Source organism: Arsenophonus endosymbiont of Aleurodicus floccissimus (assembly GCF_900343025.1).
Lineage (GTDB): Bacteria > Pseudomonadota > Gammaproteobacteria > Enterobacterales > Enterobacteriaceae > Arsenophonus.
In genome coordinates this window covers 1122230-1146734 of sequence record NZ_OUND01000001.1, presented here as the reverse complement: position 1 = coordinate 1146734, position 24505 = coordinate 1122230, and the positions used below count along the sequence as shown (strand labels likewise).

Sequence of the window (24505 nt, the reverse complement as noted above, 5' to 3'; positions counted from 1 at the left end):
AAAGGGCTTACGATGACACAACCGCTGACTAAAGGGGAGATTGTTCTGTTTGCCTTGCGCAAGGCGGGTATTGCTTCAGACGCCACATTAACTGCCGTAGAGCCACAATCTGTTGAAGATGGCATTCATGACCTGGAAGATTTGATGGCAGAACGCCAGATTATATTTGGGGACCTGGGCTATCAGTTTTCAGCAGCAGAAGAAAATCCCTTACCAGATGATGTGTCAGGCCTGCCGCGCAAATATAAGCATGCCATTGGTTATCAATTGATGCTGAGAATGTTATCCGATTATGGTATTGAGCCGCCGCCGAGACAAGAAGTGGCCGCCGCCACATCCTATGATACGCTGCTTATTGACACGCTTAGTGTTCCATCAATAGAAAGACGGGGTGATATGCCGGTTGGGCAGGGTAATAAATATACCACGTTAGGGACTGAGAATTATTATGTTGAGCGGGGGTTCCGTGCCAAAAATACAGATCCCGTTAGCTAAAGGATTAGTTAAAGAGGCCAAGACCGCCGATTATATTGATGCCTTACTGGTTAATCTATTAGCCACACCGAAAGAAGTCCTGAATGCATCGGGTTATTACGCTCTTTCCCTGGCATTGAGAAAAAGCAGGACGTAAAGGGTGTTTTACGGGGTGTCCATTTTAATACCAAAAAGAACGCGTGCTATCGGGTCTGTGGCAATAGACTTTATTGTAATAACAACGAAGTGGCTGATATAGCGCGAATGCGCCGCGGGTCGATGTCTCACTCGAGTCATAGTCAGGCGGTTTGTGTTGAAGGTAAACTCAAGTTATACGGATATGACGGTAGCGAGAAGGAATTATCAAACTGGCCAAAGGATAAATACCTGCAATATGACTTAGGTGAAGTGATTGATGTCTGTCGAAATCGGGGGGTTACATCTGGTTACAAAAAGGGTGTGAACGATTTGGCGTTACGGATTTGGAAAATGAATCAAAACCGGATAGATATCGGCCTTTTTATGGTGCTGAATCGCAGCCAGATGGCATCGTTTCCGTCGACGCATGGTGAGACCTGATTGTTTGTTTTGGTTCGTCAAGTATCGAGTATTTCGCCTTAACCGGATCGGCGGATACGTCGCAACCGCTTTATAGTAATCAAGACGCTTATATGATCCAAGGAGGTATTGCCGGTCGTGATTGTAAATGTCGTTATCAAGACAAATACGCCATCCTGAGCCATCAATCGACTGGGCAACCGGCTGTTTATCTCATTGGCGCCGGTGAAAAAAGTAAAATATCCACCGCCACCATCGATAAAATTATCCGTGATTATTCTGCGGATGAATTAGCGGCTTCCTTTATGAAGTCGATTCGATTTGACAACCATGAATTATTACTCCTTCACCTGCTCAAACACACGCTTTGTTTTGATGGCTCGGCAAGCCATCAATATTTACAATGGTCATTACTTAAAAGAGACTTTTACGATGAACCTTATCGGGCGATTGACTTTATGTTTTTTGATAATCAGATAACAGTGGGTGATAAGCGTGAATCATTGATTGGGAAATTAGTCTTTAATGCATCAAGTCAATATGGACAACAAGCTGAACATATTCTTTATACCCCGATGATAAAAGCGGATAATGCGCGATCATTTGATTTTGAACTGGAAGCGTCAACTGGAGTGGCCCAAATAGCGGATAAATTATTTCTATCTTTAACAACAGATGGGATTAACTACAGTAGAGAGCAGATGATAGAGCAAAATTCACCTTTCCGCTATGATAAAAGGATTATCTGACGACGTATAGGTTGTGTCAGAAAAAATATCGGCTTTAAAATCCGCATTATCACGAAATCACCCGTTTAACCTTATCCAATTTTTCAATCAGGATGGCATAATGAACTCAGCTAATGCGGATAACCCGGTTGAAATCCAGGTTACGCACATTGACCCGACGATTTTACCGGCTAATTTTTCGACCGCCTACCGGATGATTGTCTTAAACAGTTTATCGGATATCGGCAGGGTGGCCGGTAAAGCCAATGAAGCGGCGGACGATGCCTATCAGTCAAAAACCAGAAATGATGAGCAAGATAGGGAACTGGTGACACAGGCGTAGCAGATTAATGCGGTTCAGGCAGACACTATTTCAAAATCGCAGGTTGATTTACAATCGCTCTCCTCGTCACTGAATGTCAAGACGGCTTATTCAGTGAATGGTATCAAAGTGATGGGCCAACGGGTGACAGGATTTACTGTTGCCACCGGAACGGCGTTGAAAGACGTGTTTAATGCGAATCAATCATTTAATGTAGGCACAACGTATAATCAGTCTGAAGTTCAGGCTTTAGCCAATGGATTAATCGCTGCCAGACAACGGATTAAAGCATTATAAGATGCGTTACGTTCACACGGATTAATTGATTGATGGAAATTAAAGTGATTGAGAACATCGAACAATTTTATCGGTTTTTTACCGATAAGGCGAATATCGGTGATGCCGTGGAAAATAACGGGGATTATCAATTAAAAAATAATCAACTTTATGTCGGGGTTTCTGAAGGATTGATGTTGGTTGGTTTTTTTAATCGAATTTATTCGTAACCAGTTACTGGAAATCCATCCGATATTTGCGCCGGGTTTCAGGGGGAAATATGCATTGAGCGCCACCCGAAGTTTTTCAAAATGGTTGATGGATAATGTCAGCTTCTCAACCATGATGACGTATGTGCCTGAAAAAACGTCCTGGGGAAAAGTGATTTGCCAATTAATGAATATGCGAAAAGTGGGGGTGATTGATAACGCCTTGACGGCGGGTCATCACCAAATCAATATGACCCTGTATCAAGTAACGAAAGAGGAATTAGCCAATGGGTGGAAGCAGCGGAGATAACGGCTCTAACGAACAGGCCAGGGCGTCACGTGACGCCCTGGCCTTGCAAAGAGACCAATGGCATCAGGCCATGCAAAATTTGGCGACGTATATGAAAGTGAGCGCCCCCCGGCATTAGGAGATTTGCAAAATCTGACGACATTAGACGGTCAAGGACAAGCATTAAACCCATTGTACCACTCGCAACAGTTTAATGATTTAGCCAATCAAGCTCGATATCAACAGCTAAATGCCACCGAAGCGACAGGCGGTTTAGGGTCGACGGCCACCGGGAATCAATTAGCGGTGATAGCCCCGGCATTGGGTCAAAACTGGTTATCGGGACAGATGCAAAATTACGGTAATTTAGTGGGTATTGGCCTGAATGCTGCCAGTGGACAGGCTGTAGCTGGACAAAATTACGCCAATAATGTCGGTCAGTTAGTACATAACATTGGGGCGGCTAATGCCACGGCGGCCAATAGTCCTTCTGGATTTCACAGCGCGTTAGGCGGTGGTATGGCCGGCGCGTTAACCGGGGCAAGCATTGGCGGGATGAAGGGGTCTATTGGTGGTCACTGGGGTGCTGCCATCGGTGGTGGGCTCGGTCTGTTAGGGAGTTTATTTTAATCGGGAGTGATTATAGCAACGTTTCAACTGCCTGGCTTTCCAAGTCAGTAAATAGAAAATCAAACGGCAGGGGGCTTAGGGTTGCCCACCGTCCCACAATATGCTGAACGTCCTAATCCGGGCGTGATGCTAGCGCAAGGATTGGGTGGCATTTATGACCGATTGGCGGCGGGCAAACAACAGCAAGCCGAAGCCGATTTTATGGAATCCTTTGGTGCCGCTTATGCGGCCAATGATCGTCATGCCATAAAAAAACTCGCGGCGGCGCATCCTGAACACATAGAACGCATTCAAAAAGGGATGGGATTTGTTGATCAGGATAGCAAGCAAATGATTGCGATGCGGCAATGGATTTGCGCCTAGCGGCTAAAAGGGGGATGAGCCTCTTATGGCGTCGTTATAAAAAAATATACCGGTATTATGTCAACTCGGTTTGACACCGGAAGCCGCGTTTTTATCCTATAAGCAGGACCCGCAGCAATTTGATTAAATTACCAATTTAATTGGCCTGCACGCATTGGGGCCAGAAAACTATTTTGACATTCAGGATAAAATGGCAAGGCGTGACATTGATAAAAATAAACTGGCTGTCACGATGCGAGGACAGGACATCAGTAGAGCAAATGCGTTAACGACTGCCTATGCGCCGACTGCGGCGATGCAAAACTATCGTCAATACGTTAAAATGCTTCAGTCAGATCCGGATGCGGCGATGGCATTTGTGAATGCGGTGGGTATTAATACCGTAAGTAAAAAGCTCATGCAGGTTGAGAAAAATGACGATAGCTCAGTAATCAAATATTACACGGATGGGAGTGAAGAAACGGGAAAAATAAACCAGCCCATTGCGGGTGATGGCATGAAGCCAATCAGCCTCCCAAACGCGCAAAGTATCATGGATAAAGCCAATGAGGGATCAAAAAAAGCAGTGGGATTCGCCCTCCGCCTGAAGGATTCCATGGATTCAATGCATGAATTAGGAAAAAAGATAGACACTAAACGGGTGGTATTAATCAATCGCTCGTTGGGTTATGGAACACTGGCAAACCTGAGTCTGTCTCCGATAGAACAACAATATATGGTAAATGCACGGGATGCCCTGTATGCCATTCTTCGGCCAGAAATCGGCGCGGCCATTACTCTTCCAGAAATACAAGAATATGCGAAAATGTATTTACCTCAGCCGGGCGATTCTACCCTCGCAACGGAAACAAAAATGAAAAAGATACAAGGGCAATACAACGCACTGAGAGGTCAATCAGGAAGAGTCTATGATGCTTTGGTCGTCTCTTCCGCGGCCAATAATCAACTTCAGCAATCAGGGGGTCACTATACATCAAAGTCCGGCATTCAATTTAAGGTGGAGTGATGAAAGTCACGGCAAAGGGTAAAACGTTTGAGTTTCCAAAATGGTACTCCCACGGATGATATTGGTACGGCGCTTGACGAGTACTTTGCTGGACAAGCTACTCAGTCTGGTGAAGCCGTTCATCATCACGATAATAATACTTTGTCATCGGCGCAGATGGCCAATCTTGATATACCCACGGATGAAATCGTAGCTTATCATGATAAAGAAAAACCCCCTGGATCGTCGCAAGGACAAGAACCCTTCACGGAAGCGGCACGGGGTTTAGTAAATATCCCTTTTGATGTCCTTCAAGGCGGCGCTAATCTCATCGATGCATTAAGTCAAGCGGGGGGTCGGTGGGGGTTAATTATTAGGCGATATTTATCGTCCCGCAGACAGGCCTACAGACCCTTACGCCTAGTCAGGGGAGATAGTGGGCGGATTACCTTATCCCAGGACTTGGCGGAGCAGGAAAAATGATGGTAGGTTCGCTGGCTAATGCCTCGAATCAACAAGGCGACTTTACTCAGAACGCCGCGACAAATGCGGGCGTTAACCTTGCAATACAAGGGTTGCTGTCTGTAGCTGCAAAAGGGGTAGTGAAGGGGATAACGGCATTAAAAGGCGATATCTCTCCACAGGCAGCGCAGAAGATTACCACGGCTGAATCAATGGGGGTTGCCCCCATGACATCAGACATGCTTCCACCTCAGAATGCACTGACTCGCGGGCTTACTCAGGGTGGGGAAGGCGCCTTACTGGGTACGGTGGCGCGTAGAGCAACGCAACAGACAATATGTAGCAAACTTGTCAGGGATTATCTCGACAGGTTTGGTGAGTACAATCCTGATACGGTGATTAAGTCACTAACATCCAATCTGAAAAGTCGTAAAGATGCCGCGGGGCGTGTTATTGACGATATAACGCAAAAAATGGGCCGAAATTTGGTAGAAACAACCCATGCTGTTAACGCTATTGATACCGGTATATCAAGACTTGAGAAGCTAGGGACATCGGCAGACCAAAATTTGCTTAATACACTGCGGAATTTGAAGGGGGAGTTAACTCAGCAAGGCGGTGTTGATTTTGACCTGCTTAAGCAACACCGAACGGCCTTTCGCTCAAATGTTCAGGGTGATGCCATGGTGTTGCCAAAGCAATGACGAATAGCGTTGAAAATGCCATAACAAAAAGATTTGCGGAACTCAGTCAGCAAGTCCCTTGGCCCTCCGGAAGCCGCCACCTACCTCAAAGCAAATTCTGATTACGCCAACGTCTACAACAAGGTGCTGAATAAACGCATTGCCAACAACCTAAATAAAGCCAGCCGTGAAGCAACCGAGTTAATTAATAGCGTAGTATACAGTCGTCATGCTTCGGATATTAAACGTATCTGGCCCAGCGCTGGATAATACCGGAAAGGATGCCGTACGTGCAGCATATATCGCCAAAATTGCTGAAACGGTAGGGGATTCGCCCGCAAAATTCATGACACAAATTAGCAAACTCAAGAAGCAAGCCGGTGGAGAAATCTATAACACGGTATTCAGCGGAAGGCATATGAAGGAGCTTGAGGCGCTAAATGATGTACTCCAGACAACTCAGCGTGCGGATACGGCAAATGTAGTGACACAGACGGGTCAGGCATTGGCTAATCCGCTCAGGATTGGCGGGGTTTTTGGCTCGGGAGGAGGGGTGTCTCTAGCCGGTGAAGTGGGCTTCGGGATCATCATGAGGATATATGAGTCGAAGCCGGTAAGAAACGCCTTGTTGAGGCTAGCAAACACCAAGACAGGCACGCCAGCTTATGAGCGGGCCTTAAATGAGGCTATTAATATTTCGCGGCCTATCATTGCAGCCTCTTCCAGTCAACAGCAATCAGAAACGCAATAAAAAAACTTATTCTATGCCAGGAGAAATGCGTGTCAGAAATTATCCCTAATATTGTCGTGAGCATGCCTGCTCAGTTATTTACCTTGCGAGGCAAATTTCAGGCATGCGCTAACGGTAAAATCTATATCGGTAAGATTGATACTGACCCAACCCTACCAAAGAACTAGATTCAAGTGTATCTTGAAAATGAAGAGGGCTCAACTTTCCCCGCGGTTCAACCCATTATAATTAATCACGCCGGGTTCCCTGTTTATCATGGACAGGTGGCAAAATTTGTAACGGTCGAAGGGCATGCAATGGCGGTCTATGATGCTTATGGTGCACAACAATTTTATTTCCCTGACATATTGAAATACGACCCCTATAGATTTAAAGAACAAGCAGAACAATATATTGCGTATATCGAAAAATTAAAGGGAACTATTCAACAAACGACCGGTGATTCAATAACCGATGTGATAAGCCAAAAAGGCTGTACAGATACTTTTGCTAAGAAAAATTCAAAAGAATCCCTCAAAGCGGGAAGACTTAACCTTGAATCCCCAAACGGTGATACGATTTTTAATCTAGGCGGTACAGGCGGGTCAGCAGGTTCTGAGTTTTCGTATATCAAAAATTCAAAAAGAACACAGATTCATGATGTTGCTTCGAAAACAACGGTTCTGTTTCCGCAAAAAAATGGAACCCTGGCGATACAGGAAGAGAACTATAAAAAAACAGAAGTCGATAAAAAAATAAATTCAGCGAACTGGACAGCGAATAAATTGGCAAATGGTTGGCTGAAAGATCCGAATACGAGCCTGATTATTCAATGAGGTGGCGTGCGTGCCTAGAAATGATACTTCAAGAAATTTATTTCCTATGGCTTTCCCAAATACCTTAGCAGGAATGGGATTGGCTAATTTTAATTCCAATTCTACTCTATCTCAAATGTATGCACCTAATATAATGAATGCGGATAAAGTTGGATTTAACATGCGTCAGAGTAAGGTCACTGAGGGATCTAATGCTTCTCCATTCACGGATATGAGATGGATAGCAATAGGATGGTAATTATGAACTCAGTAAACGAAGAAACTTATTATTTTGGTCAGAGAGAATTAGTCTGGTTAGCAGATTCAATGAAAAAGGATTATATCGAAGCGGGTAGCTAGGATGATAAAGCCAAAGCAGTCCCCTACAGCGTTTATCGTGAATTTGCGCTTAATCCACCCCCTATCGGTAAAACGTTAGGGATCAGTGAAAAGGGTGACCCCATTAAGACATTATCTTAGTAGTTGAGCGTTTAATAGAGGTGAGTCACAAACGTGACTTGTTGAGGTACCATTAACGTGTCATCAATATGTCACTATATGACATTATTAATGGAAATGAAAGCTGATATATACTTTAAAATCAATATCTTAACGTTAGATGAAGGAACTTTTAATCAATTGGTCACAGGTTCGAATCTTGTACGGAGTACCCACCATCAATATTGCTTTATCAATGATGATTTGTGCCTAACTTTGACGAAATTGCGCAAACCATTCTGCAATCATTAACATATAGACATATTGATTTACTATAAAAACTATTAGATAAAAATAGAGTCAGAAAGATAGCTTGTAGGTTAAAGCACTTTATTTATTATCTAATAGATTGAGGTTTAAATTTATTTCCTCAAAACTAAATGATGGAGGTTATATGGTATTATTTGATTTCTTAAAAAGTGCCGGCGACAAACTATGGGATCCTGTTTCGGCAACTAAAGAAGATAAAGAAAAAAACTGAAAGAACATCTTGATTCATTAGGGATCAAAGGGGCTGATCAGGTCAATCTCAATGTTGATGATAATGGTAAAGCCACCGTTTCCGGTGAAGGCATTGTTGTTGACATGAAAAATAAGATTTTGGTTGCCCTTGGCAATGTTGCTGGTGTTGAGAAGGTTGAAGACCATACTGGAGTTAGTAGTGTTGATGTTCAGCATTACACAGTGGTAGCGGGTGATACGTTGAGTGCTATTTCGAAAAAAGTTTATGGTGATGCTAATCTCTATCAGCAAATTTTTGAAGCAAATAAGCCGATGTTGAAAGATCCAAATAAAATTTATCCTGGACAGGTATTAATTATTCCTAAACGATAAATGCGATAATCACTTGCAATAAGTTAACGTTAATAAAGCCGCTAAATTGATAAGCGGCTTTATTGATCAACGCTGTTTTTTTAATCAACAGGATCACGACCTAAGCTAGTATCCTGTTTGGCAAGTAATTCAAGTAAAGCATAGCGCTTTTGTGCCGCTATCTCTGCTTGTTTTGCCAATATTTCCGCTTGTTCAGGTAGTTGTCTGGTTAATTGAGAAAAGCTCTGCTCTTTTTATAAGATATCCGCAAGCGATGCGTTTGGTGATTTTAAATCAAGTATTAACGCTGCTTTTCTTGCCTGACTACGTTGAGGATCAAAACGATATAATGGTCAAAATCCAGCTGCTGTTAGTTGCTTGGTTTGTTGATGACTATAGGCAAGATCATAACCATGCTCTTCACAAGGGCTATAAGCGATAATGAGTGATGGTTCTGAATAGGCCAGCTTTCTGAATCGCCTTAACTGTCTGATTCATTTGGGCGCCAATAGCGATTTGTGCCACAAATACATGTACATACATCATCATGGTTATTCCCGGATCTTTACGGGTTTTTTGTTTGCCATTTTGACCAAACTTAGTCACCCCACCGATGGGCGTCGCTTTTGATTGCTGGCCCCGGTGTTGGAATAGCATTGTGTATCTAGCACTAGAACATTGATATTTTCGCCACTATTGAGTACATGATCTAGGCCACCATAACCAATATCGTAGGCCCAACCATCACCACCAATGATCCATACTGATTTATCAATCAAATAGTGAGCATCGGTGCTTAATTGTTGAGCTTCAATAGTGTTTGATATTATTCAGTAATGATTGTTACTGATTAATTAACGTTTTATCTCAACCGATAAAAAATCATCTTTTAGTTGATTAATTAGTGCTATCGGTAATTGTTCAGCGAAGCTATCTAGCAGACGAGAAACTCTTTTTTTATGTTATTCTAATGTTAAACGAAATCCCAGGCCAAACTCGGTGTTATCTTCAAACAAGGAATTTGCCCAAGCGGGCCCTCGCCCCGCGCTATTTTTGGTATAGGGAGTTGTTGACAGATTACCACCGTAAATAGATGAGCAGCCCGTAGAGTTAGCAATCAGCAGTCTGTCACCATATAATTGAGTCAGTAATTTTATATAAGGAGTTTCCCCACAGTCGGCACAGGCACCTGAATATTTAAATAACGGTGTAATTAATTGTGAAGTACGAATATCAATACCCTCTAGTTGATGCGGCGTGATATCAGGAATTTGCCGGAAAAAATTGAAATTTATTTTTTCTGGCGCTAGATGTTCAACTCGTGGCTGCATATTGATAGGGCGGATTTGTGGATTTTGCCGCTTTTTTGCTGGACAAACTTCATAACAGAGATTACAACCGGTACAATCCTCCGGTGCTACTTGTAATATATAATTAAGTCCTCGCATATCTCGAGATTTAACTGCTAAAGAAGGTAAACTAGGCGGTGCAGCTTCCAGTATTTCGGCAGAAGTGACTTCCGCCCGAATAGCAGCATGAGGGCAGGCGGCAACACAATAATTACATTGGGTATAGAGATCAGGTTGCCAAATAGGGATTGTTTCGGCGATATTGCGTTTTTTCCATTTTGTCGTGCCTGTTGGCCGGCTACCATCGAGTGGAAATACCGACACGGGTAGAATATCACCTAAATCTGCGATCATTGCTGCGGTAACATTTTTTACAAAATCCGGGGCATCATGGGCTACGGTAGTGGGTCGGTAAAGGCTAGTGATATCAATCTCTTGTAAATCAAATTTTTCTATTGCCTTAATGGTAAGATCAATAGCGTTAATATTATTTTCAATGATATTAGCGCCTTTTTTGCCATAAGTTTGGCTAATTGCCTTTTTTAATCGTAGCGAAGCATCAGGCATCGGTAATAATTGTGTCAAATAGAAAAAAGCGGTTTGCATAATAGTATTTATCCAGCCACCTAATTGGCATTGTCGGGGGATTTGATAAGCATTAATGGTATAACATTGTGCTTGTTTCTGTCGCAGCAGATATTGTATTTCTTGCGGCAGATGATGCCAGATTTGATCAGATTTATAAGGAGCATTGATTAAAAAAATACCGCCGGGCTTTAATTTTTCAATCAACTGGTATTTATGGATAAACTGTCATTGATGACAACCTATAAAATCAGCTTGCTTAATGAGGTATGATGAATAAAGCGGATGGTGGTTAATACGTAAATGTGAAACCATTACCCGCCTGCTTTTTTAGAGTCGTAAACGAAGTATCCCTGTGGAAATAAAGGGGTATGGTTGCCAATAAGTTTGATCGTATTTTTGGTGGCCGATACCGAACCATCACTACTTAGGCCATAAAATAAAGCGGCTAATTTGTGTATATTAGGTAGCGATGTTTTAATCATTGGTAAAGATAGTCCGGTAACATCATCATGAATGCCAATAGTAAAACATGGTTTGGGCTTTGGTAGCTTAAGTTGATGAAAAATGGTGAACACACAGTCAGGATCAAACTCTTTTGAGGACAATCCATAGCGACCAGAAATAACATTAGGTAGCTTATCACGTTGGCCCTGGCTAAATGATTCAGCAAATGCCGTCATAATATCTAGGAAAAGCGGTTCTGCTTGTGATCCTGGTTCCTTATTTTGATCAAGAACGGCAATCGATTTTACTGATAGTGGCACTTCTTTAAGCAAGTGCTGGGCAGAAAAAGGGAGAAAAAGATGAACTTTTACCATGCCGACTTTTTCATTTTATGTCAGCAGTTGATCGATAACCTCTTCACAAGGTCCGGCCACTGATCCCATTAAAATGATGATCCGATCAGCACCAGGATGGCCATAATATTCAAATGGTTGATAGTAACGGCCGGTAGTATTACCAAAGGCCAACATGGCATTTAAAACATGCTGGTAAGCGTCAAGATACCAAGAATTAATAGCTTCACGAGCTTGAAAATAGGTGTCTGGGTTGGCTGTCGTTCCTCGGATAGTGGGGGTCTCTGGCGACAAAGCACGTTGACGATGTTCTGTTATTGCTTTTTGAGGTATCAGTTTTTGCAGTATTTCATCGGAGATTGGCTGAATTTTGTTGATTTCATGTGAAGTACGAAAACCATCAAAAAAATGGATAAATGGCAATCGACTATTTAGCGCAGCTATTTGTGCAATAACGGCAAAATCCTGGGCTTGCTGCACATTATTAGCGCACAGCATAGCACAACCCGTTTGTCGCACAGCCATCACATCGGAGTGATCGCCAAAAATTAATAAGGCATGGGTGGCGACATGTAAGACAAAAGGTAGTAATTGGCCAGCTAGTTTATAAAGCGTTGGGATCATCAATAATAATCCCTGCGATGGGGTAAATGAGGTAGCCAGTGCGCCGGTTTGCAGGGCTCCATGCAGCGTTGCAATGGCACCAGCTTCTGATTGCATCTCAATTATTTGGGTGTGTCTTGCCAAATATTTTTTTCGCTGATTAGCTGCCCATATATCTGCTTGCTCAGCCATACTGGAACTAGGGGTGATAGGATAAATTGCGATAATTTCATTGAGTCGATATGCTACGGAAGCAACGGCAGAATTTGCATCTGTCGTTATATGAGAGGAAGTTAAGTTACTCACAAAAATGGCCTTTCAATTTTTGATAATATTTTATTAGTCAAAGAAATTAGCAAAATAAGCCAGTAAAATTTATCGATATTGTGGGTAATCGAAGTTATTTAAAAGACAAATAAGATGTTTAAATTATTAAATTTATAGATTATTTTACATTAAGGAATTAATGTTAATTACGGATTAATAATCTGTCATTTTTAATAGAATGATAAAGGTTATTTTTTAAATTTATGTAGCCTTTAAATTTACAATATTAATTTAATTAATTAAGCTGTTTTGTTAGAAAATTGCTATAAGCATCAAGCCATTTTTGTAAAAAAATCTTCGTTCTTTCCAGCAAATTACCATGCTGATCAATAATATTTTCATTCCATTGGATAAACGCTTCTGGTTGATTTAGTGTTGGCATATCAAGAAAAGTTAGCACATTTCTTAAATGCTGTTGTGATAGAGCACTTCCCATAGAGCTAGGAGAAATTCCGATAACCCCCGTAGGTTTTTGCGCCCAGACATTTTTTCCATAAGGTCGAGAACCTTGATCAAGGGCATTTTTTAATACACCAGGAATAGATCGATTATATTCTGCGGTAACAAAAATAACGCCATCAGCATCGGCTATTTGTTGTTTAAAGTCTTGTACTACTTTACTTGGCTGTTCATCATCATCTTTGTTATAGAGTGGTAGTTTTCCTATTTTGGCGAAAGAAAATTGTAGTTGTGGGTGAGCCAGTTTGATTAATACGTTAGCCAGTTTTTTATTATATGAGCCTTTACGTAAGCTACCAACGATGATAACGACTTTATATTCTTTCATATATCACCTTTAGCTTATTGAACGTCAAGCAAACAATAGATTTGGCAAAAATTAATCATGTTATTTAATAGTGTATATCAATGGATAGTTTATCTTAAATTAAGAATAATAATTAATTAGTGATATTGCCAGCCAGGCGAGATGATTATTCCCGCACAATCGTGTTTATCTAATCACTAAAACTGGAATTTTAGCATAATTCACCACTGCGGTAGCGGTTGAACCGAGTAAATGTGTTCTAAAATTAGGTCGGCGAGAGGCGATAACAATCAAGTCAGCATTAATTTCATCGGCGATTTCTAAAATAGCATCCCTTGGCGGATCGGTTTTAATTAAGCAGTGTATTTTATCCGCTGGAATAGCAAATTTTTTGCCATACTTTGTAGGCTTTGCAGAGCTTGTTGGACAATTTCATCTTCATCGCTAATTGGCTGTTTAGAATAGACAATTTTACTGGCAATGAAAAAAGAAGGCGCATAAATCGTAGAAATGAAATAGAAATCAGGATTATCAGTTTAACTTAGCGCGTTAATATGGGGGATAACTTTTTGCGTTAATGTGTCTTCAGACAGATCGGGACTAGAATAGTTTGATACATATTGTCTCCTGTCTTGGCATAATTTAACAAAATTTTAGCTGTTATTATTTTATTATCAAATAAATGGAATGGCTCTTAGTTATGGTGATCGTCTAATAGCAAGATTATGTTATTTAATTTTTAATGGTAGCAACAATGAAAATAATTATTGCCCCAGATTCATTTAAAGAAAGTTTAACGGCTAAGCAGGCGGAACATGCCATCGAAGCAGGTTTCATGGCCGTTTTTCCAGCAGCTGAATATTTATGTTTTGCTATGGCGGATGGTGGAGAAGGCACAGTTGATGCATTGATTGACGCTGAAGTCGGTGAACGTATTGAATTGACCCGTAACATGGCCGTTGAGAATACCAGTGAAAGCTTATTATGGCTTGCTGAATAATGGTGACACAGCAATGATAGAAATGGCAGCGGTAAGTGGATTAAGGTAAGTTCCTTTAGCGCAACGTGATCCCTTATTAACAACCAGTTATGGCATCGGCCAGTTAATGCTTGCAGCGCTTGAGCGCGGAGTTAAAAGGATCATTTTAGCGGTTGGTGGAAGTGTTACGGTAGATGGAGGAATTGGCATGATGCAGGCACTTGACGCCCAATTTTATCGTGCAGATGGTCATTTATTAGAGTTTGTAGCTAAAGAGATGGTTGAACTGGAACGGATAGATTTGGCTTGTTTAGATAGCAGATTGCAATAGTGTCAGGTTGAAATAGCCTGTGATGTGAATAATCCATTAGTTGGCGAACAAGGTGCGGCAAAAATATTTTCGCCCCAAAAAGGCGCTACAGCCGACATAGTTATCCGTTTAGAACAGGGTTTAATTCATTACGCTAATGTTATTCAACGCATGACAGGTACTGATTATCGATATCTACCTGGATCTGGCGCTGGTGGTGGAATTGCTTTAGCCGCATTGGCTTTTCTAAATGGCACATTGCGTTCAGGCACTGGATTAGTTTGTCAGGCTATCCACTTTAAAGATAAATTAGCCGATGCATCTCTAGTTATTGTTGGGGAAGGGAGTATGGATGGGCAGACAATGGCTGGAAAAGCAACCGTTGGTATTGCAAAGCTTGCGGCTCAATATGGTATCCCTATTATCGCAATAGTGGGTAGCCAAGGAAAAAATATTGATGCTCTCTATCAGCAAGGGATCAATGCGGTATTTAGCATTTTACCTCGAGTCTTATCGCAGCAAGCAGCCTTAGAGCAAGGGATGTTAAATCTACAGCACTGTGCATATAATGTTGCAAAAGTTCTACAAACCGGGATAATGCTGGCCAAAAATTAATGGTTTCGGTTAAAAGTTAAAACTTATTGATTATTCGTTTTTTGCAAAGTTATTAAATCAGCGTTAAGTAGTAAGAATTTGGTTTGTTGGCTATTGAGTAAATAATTTGAATGTTGTTGCTCTTTCTTAACAAAGCCTCTTCTTAATATTTGTAAAATAATAATTAATTAAATTTACTTTAATAGTGGAAAATACTCTTTAAAAGCCTAGCAACAGCATTTCTTTGTAACAAAAAAGTAATAACCTAATTTAATATTAATAATTTTTTTGCTTTTGGTATTAGTTTAATATATTTCATTATTTTGTTGCTTGAAATACAGTTTTATTTTGCCTGTAAACATTATTTATTGATTATTCAAGATTTCATTAGCAAAAAAAAGAAGGATCGTTGATGATAGGACTGGTAAAAATTTCCAGTCATATTCGCTGGTTTACATTCCTCAGTTGGACATTAATTTATTTTATTTCGGCGGTTATTTCTAACGAAGTATAAGTACCGTATGATGACGTGCTAGTTGTCGTCTGGTTTCCTGCTGGTGTAAGTATTGTGGCATTTTTATTATCACCAGTACGTGCCTGGCCTATTTTTTGTTTTTTATTTAGTTTGGTTAATTGATATTTGGAACCATTCGATTTTGTATCTTTTTCCTTGAGTATGATGAGTGCAGTTAGGTTACTTATTTTCCCGTTATTAATTGCCGTTATTGTAAGATATTTATCACAATATTAATCGCCATTAAATACCATTATGACTTGGATTGTGATTTCAGCAATAATATGTGCTATTAATAATTGGCTGAGTGTCGTGTGGTTGGGATCCCTTGATGAGAAGATTATTTTAGATGATTTTTTTACAAGTTGGCTTGCCGATATGTCAGGTATCTATTTTGCTGTTGCTATGTTATTAGGTTTAGTACAACCACAGTTATTAAAGCAGCTTAATAGTATTAAAAAAGTATTATTGATATTATGTTGGTTAATATTACTGGCGATAAGTAGTCGGTTAATTTTTTCTGATGCGATCACCGGACTAAAAGGTTATATTAATCATTATTATGGTTCAGCATTAAATATTATATTAGCCTGTATACCGATCATTTTTATTATTCTTTTGATCCTATTTCTACAAGATTTTGGCCGGGGAATTGGATTATTAGTGCTCGGAACCATTGTTATTTTCTATAGCGAATAGGGTTATGTGCCTTTCTTTTTACCTGGCTTATTAAGAGAAGAACCTTTATTACTTGCTCAAGCTTACCTATCTGTTATTGCCATTTTTATGTTGCTACTTTCACTGCTTGCTGCATCTCAAGTAGAAAAAACGGTTAAACATGCATCAAAATCCCTTATTCGTTACCAATTATTTATTCAAGATAACAAAATAAAATTTGATCCACAAATTAAATTAATAACATCATTACCTGTAAAAAGTAATATTTACCATATATTACAATCAATTGAAATTTCGGCCCATCAAATTATAAAAGAGCACTGGTCATTAGTAAGCTCTCATCATGGTATTCCTGTTAATTTTCAATTAAAGGGGTTAGATGGTAAATGGCTTAATGTGCGTGATCGAATATTAATTACTATTGCTGATAAAACTAATCCAATGTTGTTAGGTGAATGGCAAATTCTTGCAAAATCAAAGGCTAATTTATAATGGATTTTTTATGTTGCAAATTGCTTGTTTACTTTTAGGTAAAAAATTTATGCGCCAGTAGTCAATTTAGTTATTAATTGGTGGTGTATTACGGGCTTTATTGGGTTTAGTTATATTATGTGATGAATTAGTACAAACACGTTATATTCCAGTTGTCTGGATAAGTATATTCACATTAATTGAGAGTTTAATTACCCTGATTGTCGCCAATAGTGGAATTGGTAGCCAAAAATTTATCCTTTTTCTTAAAGGTGGATTATTTTTTCTGGTATCTGTTTCTCTTTTAATTGATGACAATTATAGTCATTTAATCTTATCAATAATGTTAGGCTTTAATTATTTATTACTTGCTATATTCAGTATTGTGTCCGCTTTAGTTGTTCGTCATCGCCTGTGAAAACGTACTATTTGGCTAGGTGGATTTTATTTATTGTTTGGCTATGGTGATTTTATTTCCTTACCCCATTAGTTACCAATCGACATTTTCAATCGTTTTGGCTGTGTTACTAATGCTTAGTGGAATATCTGCCATCCGTTTTTCCAATAAATTACGGGTTATTCGACATGGACAAACGATATTTACTTTAATGGCTGATAGCGCATTATCGCAAAAGGAATTTGAGCAACAAGAAATTAAAATAGATGCTATTATGCCAATGACTGACGAACAGCGAATGAATATCAATTTGTCTCACATTTTACCGCTTATAGTTCATATTTGGACACCAGAAGGTTCGGCTAATATAACGGCCAGACCTCGGCCAGTGATTAATCATTATATTGCAGCTGTTGACAGTAATGGTGTTATCTCTACCGGTCACGCGGCATTGGAAATCAGAAATCAGATTTATATTAGCTTGTATCCTATTGAGGATATCGATCGTTCTCTTTCTGAATTTTTAAATAAATTAAAAGCTACCGAAGAAAATAATGTTGCTGGTGAATTTCAGTCTGACTATGTCTCAGAAGTTTCGCAGTGGTGTCGATCAGATTTTCAGATCCATTTTTATCATTATAACTCGGTTAACTTGGCTATTTTTGGCAAAAATATCGGCAAATAGAGCTTTATAATCTAACTTACCGCAATTGCTCCAGTAGTGTGGCTTATGCGTTAGAAGCTGCGTTAGAGGGAGTGCTGTCTGATAAAAGTAACAATTTTTTAACGCTTGGCAAATTATTGCTGGCGCCAGAATTATGGATTGCATCGCAAATTCGCCAGCGAGTGATATCAATGGCACATGGACGCTGGGTTTAGTCATGGACTATTCTCGTGCCTTGAATGCGCTAGTACACCCTACACCACATAGTTGGTACCAACGGTTTTTACGTATTTGTCATTCTAGCTGAGTGAAGAAAATAACAAGCCAAAATAATTATCATAAGCAATTTTGTTAAATTTAATTTGTTATTTTAACTAATCAATAGCATAAATTGAATTTTTTATGAATTATTATCTATAATTTATGCAAATTCTTAAAGAAAATAGTAAGCTCGCTTTATTATATCTTATATTAATAAATCATATAAAATAGATAGAAATATTAGATTTATTTTGATTGCTAATTATTTTGGCATAAGTTTAATTTAATATATTAGGATTATTGTTGTCATTTTTCTGATGATATTGCTTTTAATTTTGTGTTGCTACGTTTATTATTCTGTCTTTGTTAAATCTATTGGCGCAACTGGTTTTGGCTATTGCTGGGTGTTTTTCCTGATTAGCTAATACAGTCTTTTTCCAGTTGCGGTTCTATCTGCATTACTATAAGGGATAGATGATACCTTAAATGACTGAGACAACCTCTTTTATACCACTAATCGAATTAAAATCCTTAACTAAAGGTTTCGATGGCAAAAATATTATTTCACAATTTAATCTTACGATTAATAATGGTCAATTTCTTACCATATTAGGTCCGTCAGGGTGTGGTAAAACGACTATTTTGCGATTAATTGCTGGATTAGAGCACGCTGATAATGGGCGTATTTTTCTTGAAGGTCAGGATATTACGGACATTCCGGCTGAACAGCGTCATGTAAACACTGTCTTTCAAAGTTATGCCTTATTCCCCCACATGTCGGTATTTGATAACGTTGCCTTTGGTTTACGTATGCAAAAAAAATCTTTTCAAGAAATAAAACCCAGAGTGGAAGAAGCGCTATGCATGGTGCAATTAGAAGATTTCGCCCAGCGATATCCCCATCAGTTATCGGGTGGACAACAGCAAAGAGTGGCAATTGCACGTGCAGTTATTAATAAACCTAAGGTTCTTTTATTAGATGAGTCATTATCGGCGCTGGATTATAACTTACGTAAAAAGATGCAAAGTGAATTAAAAGCCTTGCAACGTCAGTTAGGGATTACTTTTATTTATGTGACCCATGATCAAGAAGAAGCGTTAGCCATGTCTGATCGTATTTTAGTTATGCGAAACGGTCATATTGAACAAGATGCGTCGCCCCGTGAAATATATGAAGAGCCGAAGAATTTATTCGTTGCGCGGTTTATCGGCGAAATTAATATTTTTGATGCGATTGCTTTACATCGAATTGATGAGCAACGTATTCGTGCCAATATTGAAGGCTATGAGTGCGATATTTACACTAAGCTTTCTGTATCGGCAGGCCAGCGATTAAAAGTTTTATTACGGCCAGAGGATTTACGCGTTAAAGAGATCGATGATGAACAGCAACCTTCTGGACTGATTGGTCATGTACGTGAACGCAGCTATAAGGGCATGATGCTTGATATAGAAGTAGAAATGAACAATGGTAAGCGGGTAATGGCCAGTGAATTTTTCAATGAAGATGATCCAGATGTTGACCACTCGTTGGCACAAAAAATTGCCGTAACATGGGTAGAAAGTTGGGAGGTCGTACTTCTCGATGAACAATAACCGTAAAATTTTTCAGAATATTATCGTTATCGGGTTGGTTTCCTGGTTGCTATTGTTTGCCTTTCTACCAAATTTAATGATCATTATTACCAGTTTTTTGACCCGTGATGATGCTAATTTAGTCGACATGGTTTTTACCCTCGACAATTATACTTGGCTATTTGATCCTTTATATGCAGAGGTAATGATTCACTCACTAAATATGGCAATCATTGCTACTTTCTGTTGCTTAGTCATTGGTTATCCATTTGCATTTCTTCTAACACGATTACCGCCAAAATTGCAGCCATTGATGTTATTTTTATTGATTGTGCCATTTTGGACTAATTCGCTTATTCGTATTTATGGGCTGAAGATTTTTTTGAGTACCCGAGGTTATTTTAACGACTTTTTACTGTGGATTGGATTGATAGATAAACCTATTCGTATCATGTATACACAAGAAGCCGTCATTATGGGATTAGTTTATATTTTGCTGCCATTTATGGTGATGCCGCTTTATTCTAGTATTGAAAAACTGGATAAATCTTGTCTTGAGGCTGCTCAGGATCTTGGTGCTAACAAATTTCAGACCTTTTTACGCATTATAGTGCCTCTAACTATGCCTGGCATTATAGCGGGATGTTTATTAGTGTTACTACCAGCAATGGGATTGTTTTATGTCGCGGATTTGATGGGTGGGGCAAAAAATTTATTAATTGGTAATGTTATCAAAAGCCAATTTCTTAATTTGCGCGATTGGCCTTTTGGCGCTGCGACCAGTATTGTATTGACTATTGCAATGGGCTTGCTACTTTATATTTATTATCGTGCTGCGAATTTGCTGAATAAAAAGGTGGATTTAGCATGATTGGACGTCTTTTACGAAGTGGTTTTCTCACCATAATTTATGCTTATTTATATATTCCAATTATTATTTTGATTGTCAATTCATTTAATGCATCACGCTTTGGGAATCAGTGGAAAGGATTGACTATCGATTGGTATGATATGTTGTGGAATAATGATAGTTTATTACAGGCGGCAGGCCATTCATTGACGATAGGAATGATTTCAGCTAGTTGTACCACTTTGATTGGTTCATTAGCAGCAGTGGCTTTATTTTGCTACCAATTCAGAGGAAAGTCATTTGTTAGTGGTATGCTATTTGTTGTCATGATGTCCCCTGATATTGTAATGGCAATTTCATTACTATTAGTCTTTATGTTATTAGGCGTTTCTTTAGGTTTTTGGTCTTTACTCTTCTCTCATATTACATTTTGTCTACCTTTCGTTGTTATTACCGTTTATGCACGACTGAAGGATTTTGATGTGAAAATATTAGAAGCTGCGCGAGACTTAGGTGCTAGTGAATTAACCATTTTACGGCAAATTATTTTACCATTAGCATTGCCAGCTGTAATTTCTGGTTGGTTATTAAGTTTCACCCTTTCTATGGATGATGTGGTTGTATCTTCTTTTGTTACTGGACCGGCTTATGAAATATTACCTTTAAAAATTTATTCAATGGTAAAAATAGGAATTTCACCAGAAGTTAATGCGCTGGCGACAGTTTTATTACTATTTTCATTGATAATGGTGTTATTGAGTCAATGGATGTTAAAAAGAAAATCGATAAAAACTATAAATTAAGTTAGTGTCAAAATTAAAGACTATTAATCGTTAATTAGTATATTAACGGTATTTTAATAATTGTATTTCAGTTAGTCATTATCATTTGTTTTTTATTTGAGCAAAATGTCCGAAATAGTCTTTTTCTAATAAAAAATTCACTAAACGACTTTTATAAGCTTTACCCAATTACAGGTGCCTCATATAATGACTTTTTTGGGCTAGAAAAAAGTCTATTAGGTTTTAATTTAACATTATTTTATGAAGGAAACACTATATGAAAAAGTGCTCCTCATGGCTTGCAGCAGGGATCATAGCCGCGAGTATTGGCTCAGCAGTAGCAGCTAATGATGATAAGGTAGTCTATTTTTATAATTGGTCGGAATATGTTCCTCCTGGGCTACTTAATCAGTTTACTAAAGAAACTGGTATCAAGGTAATTTATTCTACTTATGAATCTAATGAAAGTATGTATACCAAACTCAAAACTTATGCGGAAGGAGCTTATGATTTAGTAGTGCCTTCAACTTATTTTGTATCAAAAATGAGTAAGGAGGGTATGCTACAAAAGATTGATAAAAGTCAAGTGAGTCAATTTAAAAATCTTGATCCAAATTTATTACATAAATCCTTTGATCCCAAGAATGATTATTCGATTCCTTATATTTGGGGAGCGACAGGAATTGGTATCAATAGTGAAGTTATTGATCCCAAAACTATTACCTCTTGGGTAGATTTATGGAAACCTGAATATAAAAATGGACTGTTATTAACTGATGATGCCCGGGAAGTGTTTCAAATGGCACTACTCAAGCTTGGTTATTCAGGTAATACAACAGATCCGGCATTGATTAAAGCTGCATATGAAGAATTAAAAAAATTAATGCACAATGTAATGGCATTTAATTCTGATAATCCCGCGAACCCTTTTATGCAAGGTGAAGTTGATTTAGGCATGCTATGGAATGGTTCTGCCTATGTAGTGAGTCAATCAGGTGCCCCGATACAATTTATTTGGCCTAAAGAAGGTGGCATTTTTTGGATGGATAGCTTAGCAATTCCAGCCAATGCAAAAAATGTTGAAGGTGCGCTTAAGTTGATTAATTTTCTACTTCGCCCTGATATTGCCGCTAAAGTAGCGCAACAAATTGGTTATCCGACACCCAATCTAGCAGGTAAGCAATTGCTACCATCCACGTTAGTTGCGGATAAAACCCTATATCCTGATGAAGAAACCTTAAAAAAAGGGGAATGGCAGAACGATGTGGGCAATGCTAATATTTTGTATGAAAATTATTTTCAACGATTAAAAGCGGGTCGTTAAATTTCATTACGCTATTAGTATCTTGAACACGGTAATTATAATAAAGCACCATCATAATATCGGGGTGCTTTATTATTTACTTTTAACGATTAAATAAGAAATAAACATTGAGAATTATATTTGATATTTTTTGTTAAAAAATTAATTTAGTTATTTTAAATTAATAAATTTAACGTTTTAAACTCAGAAATATATTTACTAATTAAAGATGGTGTAATAGTAGGTATTGTATCCTCAACAGCAGAAGAAAATTTATTAGCTAGAAACCAGAAATTGCTGGTTATTTTCTATGGCTGTTTTAATTGTGCAATAACAGTAACATAGAATACTGTTTTAAATTTTTAGGTAATTTCCTCATTTTTAATTTTAAATTGTTGATACCATTCTTGATAGTTATCAATTTTTTTAATGTTAAAACCTGAATTAATTAACCAATCAATAATTGTATCAAGAGCCACTTTATCATTTTTGGGATTAACTATGTTCAAAGTGAGTCGCTGATGGTCATAATTTTTTGATAGTTTGATTATTTATGAAGCAACAAAATCAATTGCTAATCCATTATAATGAAGAGATAGTTCGCTCTCTGAATGGTAGAATGATTTTGGCGCAATCTTAGTATTAATGATACTTAATAGTAATCGACTAAATACATCAGTAATATTAAGCTGAGTATGATATTGGCGATGAGCCAATATCATACTAGGGCGAAAAACGATCATAGGTAAATTAAATTGATTATATGCATCATGGAGCAAAATTTCAGCCGCCCATTTACTAATAGCATAGCCATTGGCGTATTGATTATTAATTTCTTGGTAAGGTATGGCTTCGCATATATTAGCTTCTTCGCTTAGTGGTTTATTATTGTAAGGTAATGCGACAATTACACTAGAAATAAAAACGAAAGGCTTCAATCGATTGATGAGCGCTAATTTAATTAATTCTGCTGTACCTAACACATTTGTTTCAAACAAATGTTGATATGGCAATATATGATTAACTAAAGCACCAGCATGAAAAATATATCAACAGTTTGCGATAAATAATCCCATGTTTTTTCATCAAGCCCTAAGTTTGCCTTAGTTAAGTCGCCCGCCAATACAGTTAGATATTTATCGGCAAGTTGTTTAAATTTAACTGTTAGCTGATTATTATGTGGCGCAAACGTATTAATTAAACGTTGTCTTGCGCTATTATTATCTTTTTCGCGTATCATCCAAATTAGTTTACTATCAGTTTTATTTAATTCTTCGAGTAAAGCTAAACAAAGAAATTTTCCCAGATAACCATTTGCTCTAGTCAATAATATGTTATGAAAGCTCGATAGGAAGTGAGAGGAATTTTTTATTTGTTGGAAAATCTCGGGACCTATAAATTTATCTAAAGCTAATTGACTAGCATAAATTTTCTTCTTATCTTATACTATGTATGACAGAGAAAATCGGATGTGAATTTATTACATATTGATTTGATTTTATATAATCAGCAATATCATCCAGGGTACACGTTGGATTGGCAATCATTTCGACAGATACAATGACACCAAAAATTTTTTCTAATTCTAATGAAAATTGTAATATAGACAAAGAGTCGCCACCCAGTTGGGAAAAATTTGCTGTTGAATTAATAACAATATCAGAGGAGACTACTAGATACTGTGTTAATTCTATAACAGTATTTAATATGTTTTCTTTATTAATATGTTGTGACAAATCTCACAAATTGTTATTGTAAATTTCTTTGTATAATTGATGTAACTTATCAATATAACGAGCTTTAATTTTTTTAATGGTTTTCCTAGTTCTGATCATAAGTCATTCTTTTGACTGAAAGGTTCT

At 38.3% G+C, this 24505-nt stretch carries 19 protein-coding genes and 11 pseudogenes; 25 read left to right on the top strand and 5 right to left on the bottom strand.

Annotation, left to right across the window (positions count from 1 at the left end):
* The first annotated feature begins 12 nt into the window (after positions 1-12).
* The 14 genes and pseudogenes from ARADI_RS06350 to lysM all read left to right on the top strand — a co-directional run bounded on the left by ARADI_RS06350 (position 13) and on the right by lysM (position 8856).
* Positions 13-495 carry a packaged DNA stabilization gp4 family protein gene (locus ARADI_RS06350; protein WP_119711484.1) on the top strand — a complete coding sequence of 161 codons (483 nt, stop codon included), beginning with the start codon at positions 13-15 and terminating at the stop codon, positions 493-495.
* Positions 449-1053 (top strand): annotated as a pseudogene (locus tag ARADI_RS22140) (packaged DNA stabilization protein). Before ARADI_RS06350 ends, ARADI_RS22140 begins: the two are co-directional and overlap by 47 nt.
* Positions 1050-1781: a packaged DNA stabilization protein gene (locus ARADI_RS22135; RefSeq protein ID WP_500782322.1), complete on the top strand. Its 732-nt coding sequence runs from the start codon at positions 1050-1052 to the stop codon at positions 1779-1781. Before ARADI_RS22140 ends, ARADI_RS22135 begins: the two are co-directional and overlap by 4 nt.
* 100 nt (positions 1782-1881) lie before the next feature.
* Positions 1882-2379: pseudogene (locus ARADI_RS06340) on the top strand (DNA stabilization protein).
* A 32-nt stretch (positions 2380-2411) separates the two neighbouring features.
* Positions 2412-2877 (top strand): annotated as a pseudogene (locus tag ARADI_RS06335) (DUF2824 family protein).
* Positions 2855-3486 (top strand): annotated as a pseudogene (locus tag ARADI_RS06330) (P22-gp17 family phage DNA ejection protein). The pseudogenes ARADI_RS06335 and ARADI_RS06330 overlap by 23 nt, the downstream one beginning before the upstream one ends.
* A gap of 81 nt (positions 3487-3567) precedes the next feature.
* On the top strand, positions 3568-3849 hold the full coding sequence (locus tag ARADI_RS17600; RefSeq protein WP_238149179.1) for a phage DNA ejection protein: 282 nt from the start codon (positions 3568-3570) through the stop codon (positions 3847-3849).
* A 154-nt stretch (positions 3850-4003) separates the two neighbouring features.
* A complete protein-coding gene (locus ARADI_RS17595) occupies positions 4004-4855 on the top strand; it encodes a phage DNA ejection protein (RefSeq protein ID WP_238149178.1) in 852 nt (283 codons plus the stop codon).
* Positions 4855-5191: pseudogene (locus ARADI_RS22130) on the top strand (P22-gp16 family phage DNA ejection protein); the annotation flags it as partial. The gene ARADI_RS17595 and the pseudogene ARADI_RS22130, both read left to right, overlap by 1 nt.
* 122 nt (positions 5192-5313) lie before the next feature.
* Positions 5314-6249: pseudogene (locus ARADI_RS22125) on the top strand (P22-gp16 family phage DNA ejection protein).
* Positions 6209-6730 carry a P22-gp16 family phage DNA ejection protein gene (locus ARADI_RS22120; RefSeq protein ID WP_500782211.1) on the top strand — a complete coding sequence of 174 codons (522 nt, stop codon included), beginning with the start codon at positions 6209-6211 and terminating at the stop codon, positions 6728-6730. The pseudogene ARADI_RS22125 and the gene ARADI_RS22120 overlap by 41 nt, the downstream one beginning before the upstream one ends.
* 29 nt (positions 6731-6759) lie before the next feature.
* Positions 6760-7114, top strand: a pseudogene (locus ARADI_RS17590) (phage head-binding domain-containing protein); the annotation flags it as partial.
* Between the two features lie 441 nt (positions 7115-7555).
* A complete protein-coding gene (locus tag ARADI_RS06310; protein ID WP_119711483.1) occupies positions 7556-7783 on the top strand; it encodes a gp53-like domain-containing protein in 228 nt (75 codons plus the stop codon).
* Positions 7784-8416: 633 nt separating this feature from the next.
* Positions 8417-8856 (top strand): annotated as a pseudogene (gene lysM, locus ARADI_RS06300) (peptidoglycan-binding protein LysM).
* Between the two features lie 80 nt (positions 8857-8936).
* Here the strand turns inward: lysM and nifJ are convergent.
* From nifJ to ARADI_RS06285, 3 genes and pseudogenes are all read right to left on the bottom strand, one after another.
* A pseudogene (gene nifJ, locus ARADI_RS06295) lies at positions 8937-12364 on the bottom strand (pyruvate:ferredoxin (flavodoxin) oxidoreductase).
* 370 nt (positions 12365-12734) lie between these two features.
* Positions 12735-13286: an NADPH-dependent FMN reductase gene (locus ARADI_RS06290; protein WP_119711482.1), complete on the bottom strand. Its 552-nt coding sequence runs from the start codon at positions 13284-13286 to the stop codon at positions 12735-12737.
* Positions 13287-13451: 165 nt separating this feature from the next.
* Positions 13452-13646 (bottom strand): universal stress protein, encoded by a 195-nt coding sequence (locus ARADI_RS06285; protein ID WP_119711481.1) that lies wholly within the window; start codon positions 13644-13646, stop codon positions 13452-13454.
* A gap of 373 nt (positions 13647-14019) precedes the next feature.
* Between ARADI_RS06285 and ARADI_RS20760 the strand changes: the two genes are divergently transcribed.
* The 11 genes and pseudogenes from ARADI_RS20760 (at position 14020) to potD (ending at position 22664) form a co-directional block, all read left to right on the top strand.
* Positions 14020-14265 carry a glycerate kinase gene (locus tag ARADI_RS20760; protein WP_369406947.1) on the top strand — a complete coding sequence of 82 codons (246 nt, stop codon included), beginning with the start codon at positions 14020-14022 and terminating at the stop codon, positions 14263-14265.
* Positions 14266-14278: 13 nt separating this feature from the next.
* Positions 14279-15169, top strand: a pseudogene (locus ARADI_RS06280) (glycerate kinase family protein).
* Positions 15170-15917: 748 nt separating this feature from the next.
* The gene (locus tag ARADI_RS06275) at positions 15918-16361 is read left to right on the top strand and encodes a hypothetical protein (protein WP_119711480.1); all 444 of its coding nucleotides are present in this window, start codon (positions 15918-15920) and stop codon (positions 16359-16361) included.
* A 6-nt stretch (positions 16362-16367) separates the two neighbouring features.
* Entirely contained in the window at positions 16368-16832 is a 465-nt protein-coding gene (locus tag ARADI_RS06270) for a hypothetical protein (protein WP_119711479.1), read from the top strand.
* Between the two features lie 100 nt (positions 16833-16932).
* Complete coding sequence (locus ARADI_RS17585; RefSeq protein WP_238149177.1) at positions 16933-17229, top strand: hypothetical protein; 297 nt, start codon at positions 16933-16935, stop codon at positions 17227-17229.
* Between the two features lie 19 nt (positions 17230-17248).
* A complete protein-coding gene (locus ARADI_RS17580) occupies positions 17249-17893 on the top strand; it encodes a hypothetical protein (RefSeq protein WP_238149176.1) in 645 nt (214 codons plus the stop codon).
* 133 nt (positions 17894-18026) lie between these two features.
* Entirely contained in the window at positions 18027-18179 is a 153-nt protein-coding gene (locus ARADI_RS17575) for a hypothetical protein (RefSeq protein WP_238149175.1), read from the top strand.
* 440 nt (positions 18180-18619) lie between these two features.
* Positions 18620-19729 carry a spermidine/putrescine ABC transporter ATP-binding protein PotA gene (gene potA, locus ARADI_RS06260; protein ID WP_119711478.1) on the top strand — a complete coding sequence of 370 codons (1110 nt, stop codon included), beginning with the start codon at positions 18620-18622 and terminating at the stop codon, positions 19727-19729.
* Complete coding sequence (gene potB, locus ARADI_RS06255) at positions 19719-20579, top strand: spermidine/putrescine ABC transporter permease PotB (RefSeq protein WP_119711477.1); 861 nt, start codon at positions 19719-19721, stop codon at positions 20577-20579. The genes potA and potB overlap by 11 nt, the downstream gene beginning before the upstream one ends.
* On the top strand, positions 20576-21361 hold the full coding sequence (gene potC, locus ARADI_RS06250; protein WP_119711476.1) for a spermidine/putrescine ABC transporter permease PotC: 786 nt from the start codon (positions 20576-20578) through the stop codon (positions 21359-21361). Before potB ends, potC begins: the two co-directional genes overlap by 4 nt.
* A 256-nt stretch (positions 21362-21617) precedes the next feature.
* The gene (gene potD / locus ARADI_RS06245) at positions 21618-22664 is read left to right on the top strand and encodes a spermidine/putrescine ABC transporter substrate-binding protein PotD (protein ID WP_119711475.1); all 1047 of its coding nucleotides are present in this window, start codon (positions 21618-21620) and stop codon (positions 22662-22664) included.
* Positions 22665-23194: 530 nt separating this feature from the next.
* Here the strand turns inward: potD and ARADI_RS17570 are convergent.
* Both ARADI_RS17570 and ARADI_RS06230 read right to left on the bottom strand, forming a co-directional pair.
* Positions 23195-23970: pseudogene (locus tag ARADI_RS17570) on the bottom strand (SDR family oxidoreductase).
* A 109-nt stretch (positions 23971-24079) separates the two neighbouring features.
* Positions 24080-24379 (bottom strand): acyl carrier protein, encoded by a 300-nt coding sequence (locus tag ARADI_RS06230; RefSeq protein WP_119711472.1) that lies wholly within the window; start codon positions 24377-24379, stop codon positions 24080-24082.
* Between the last annotated feature and the right edge of the window lie 126 nt (positions 24380-24505).

Coding starts and splice junctions, on each gene's coding strand:
- ARADI_RS06350 (WP_119711484.1), top strand. CDS start 13: ATGACACAACCGCTGACTAAAGGGGAGATTGTTCTGTTTGCCTTGCGC.
- ARADI_RS22120 (WP_500782211.1), top strand. CDS start 6,209: ATGCTTCGGATATTAAACGTATCTGGCCCAGCGCTGGATAATACCGGA.
- ARADI_RS06290 (WP_119711482.1), bottom strand. CDS start 13,286: ATGAAAGAATATAAAGTCGTTATCATCGTTGGTAGCTTACGTAAAGGC.
- ARADI_RS20760 (WP_369406947.1), top strand. CDS start 14,020: ATGAAAATAATTATTGCCCCAGATTCATTTAAAGAAAGTTTAACGGCT.
- ARADI_RS06275 (WP_119711480.1), top strand. CDS start 15,918: ATGACTTGGATTGTGATTTCAGCAATAATATGTGCTATTAATAATTGG.
- ARADI_RS17575 (WP_238149175.1), top strand. CDS start 18,027: ATGGATTGCATCGCAAATTCGCCAGCGAGTGATATCAATGGCACATGG.
- potA (WP_119711478.1), top strand. CDS start 18,620: ATGACTGAGACAACCTCTTTTATACCACTAATCGAATTAAAATCCTTA.
- potB (WP_119711477.1), top strand. CDS start 19,719: ATGAACAATAACCGTAAAATTTTTCAGAATATTATCGTTATCGGGTTG.
- potC (WP_119711476.1), top strand. CDS start 20,576: ATGATTGGACGTCTTTTACGAAGTGGTTTTCTCACCATAATTTATGCT.
- potD (WP_119711475.1), top strand. CDS start 21,618: ATGAAAAAGTGCTCCTCATGGCTTGCAGCAGGGATCATAGCCGCGAGT.